Below are 2,398 nucleotides of genomic sequence, written 5' to 3'. Positions count from 1 at the left end.
ACTCAAACCGGGATGGAAATAAAAGTTATTAAAATCAATACAATGTGAAAATGCAATGAGCATAAGCGTGTAACGTAGGTTTACTGTCTCATACAACAAACCCACCAATAATTCAAGACGTCCTCCACGGGGCGCTTACGTGAAATAGGTGATAAGCGTGCCGACGCAGAGCGCGAAGCCGAAAATGATACCGGAGAGGGTATAGGCCTCCGCGCCGTCCTTACCCAGGACGGAAAGTAAAATAGCCGGTAGCCCGGTTACCGCGAAAGTACCGAAGACGGCAATAAACATCCGTACCGAACTGAGTTTTACCCGTTCATTGGCGTTATCGGCCATCTCAGTCGCCAGCGTTTCGTAAGCGATATTGTTGAATGATTGTGCGGTGTCCAGCAGAAACAGGACGATGAAATACCACCAATAGGAGCCCACTTGAACGCTAAACAGCAGCGGAAAGCAAATGAGGGTCAATATCGCGCCGATGATAAATAGCGTATGGCGGCGGCCAAGCCGTCGTCCGATACGAGTGCGGAATAAATGGTCGGATACGCCGCCGATAGCGCCGCACACCAACATATCCAGTATTTTCAGGACAAATAACATTGTGCCGACGAGGCCGGCGTTAAGCTCGGCGAAAGTGGTCAAGAATAACACCAAATAGGAGCCGACCAGCGTTCCCCACGCTGAACCGTTCAGGTCCGTCATGGCATAGCCTAGGGAGCGAAGCATCGTGATGTTTTTTTTCTTATAAACGCGCATGTTTTCATAGTCAGGCTGCTGCAACATTTCTCTCCCTCGCAAAAATGGAATCATCAATCAAGCGTGTCGAAGGTGCTTCAGGGCAGGAGCGGGTCATGATCTGCCGCAATAACGGTACCCAAGGCTCCGCTTTGGGGCTGGCTGGCGCGGTCATCTGATGGCATGGGCGGCGGCGCGATCGGGCGATACCCGATTGGACGCCGCGGTTTGTGTTTTACGGTAAACCGCCCTGCGCAAGCCACCGGCTCGGGGGTATTCTTGGTGCTATCGGTAGCGGGAACAATTCCATTATTTCACTATGTTATTGAAAAATTTTCCAAACGTGCGCCAGCTCACAATCCGGAGGGGCGGTGACGCCGCCGGGCCATGGCCTAAAAGGCGCGTTGTCGCGGACAGTGAAGGGCGTTCCATCAACGGCGCCGGAGGTAATGTCGAGGGGCGCGTGACAATACGGTCTCAATCGTTGTCAACGGCGGCCGCCAATGGCCAAAACGGCACAAGCGGCCAGCGCCGGCCGTGCTGGGTAAGAGACGCCGTGGTCAGTGGTGCGCGCCGCGCACCTGAGGGGATGAGAATACCGGCCAACCAACCAGGGGGCGTTTCCCGGTTGGCGCGCAGGGCCGCCACGAAGAGGGAAAAAGCCGTCGTTTGCGGCCTTCGGCTGGGATAATAGAGATAATAACCGGGGAAAACGTCACACCACGCTTCCAAAATCCGGACCAGACGCCCATCGGCAATCTCATGGCTTACCGTGTCTTCGGGCAGGTAAATCAGGCCCAAATCGGCTTTCGCCGCGTCAATACGATGACGTAAGGCGTTAATGGTCAACTGGCCTTCTACCCTGACCCGCACTTCTTTACCGTCGCGCGCAAATTCCCAGGGCATAAGCCCGCCCAGCGTCAACGAGCGCATAGTGATACAACGATGGTGTTAGGTCCGATGGCGCGCGCGGCGGACGATGGCGGGCGAAATAAGCGGGCGAACCCACTACCGCCATCCGCATCGGCGGACCGATTGGGACGGCGACCATATCTTTCGCCACCTGATCTCCTAGACGGACCCCCGCGTCGAACCGGTGGCTTACGATATCGGTCAAAGCATTATCTACCGTCACTTCAACATGGATATCGGGCCATTGCGGCAAAAAATGCGCAATACCGGCCATAGGATACAATCAGCGGCATGCTCGCCGACGGTAACTCGAATATTCCCGGCCGGCACATCACGCATGTCTTTCATGGCGTTCAGCTCAATTTCAATATCGTTGAAATGCGGCCCTATGCGTTCAAGCAGACGTTCGCCGGCCTGCGTTACAGATACGCTGCGCGTGGTACGCGTACACAGGCGAATACCCATTCTCTCTTCCAGATTGCGCATGGAATGGCTGAGGGCGGATTGCGATAACCCCAACCGCGCCGCCGCGCGGGTAAAACTGCGCTCCTGGGCGACAATGAGAAACGCCATGAGATCGTTGAAATTTTCTTTTAACACCCGAATCACGCGTAAGCGCCCCGTGGAGGACGTCTTGAATTATTGGTGGGTTTGTTGTATAGCCCGGTAAGAATATGTTCCACTACGATGCCTAGTGAACCCGCATCCTATAAGGGACGGCTGTCAGATCATGGATAATCCGGCGATGATA

1 protein-coding gene and 1 pseudogene are annotated in these 2,398 nt (G+C 54.8%); both read right to left on the bottom strand.

What is annotated here, in order from left to right; genetic code table 11:
* Positions 1–135 precede the first annotated feature (135 nt).
* On the bottom strand, positions 136–726 hold the full coding sequence (locus tag ACMX3H_RS18330; RefSeq protein ID WP_415211816.1) for an MFS transporter: 591 nt from the start codon (positions 724–726) through the stop codon (positions 136–138).
* Positions 727–1,359: 633 nt separating this feature from the next.
* Positions 1,360–2,247, bottom strand: a pseudogene (locus tag ACMX3H_RS18325) (LysR family transcriptional regulator); the annotation flags it as partial.
* Between the last annotated feature and the right edge of the window lie 151 nt (positions 2,248–2,398).

It is taken from the genome of Sodalis sp. (in: enterobacteria), from assembly GCF_047607725.1.
In the GTDB taxonomy this organism is placed as follows: Bacteria; Pseudomonadota; Gammaproteobacteria; order Enterobacterales; family Enterobacteriaceae; genus JBLKSS01.
The sequence above is the reverse complement of the archived record's forward strand: the minus strand, read 5'-3'. Positions and strand labels throughout refer to the sequence as shown.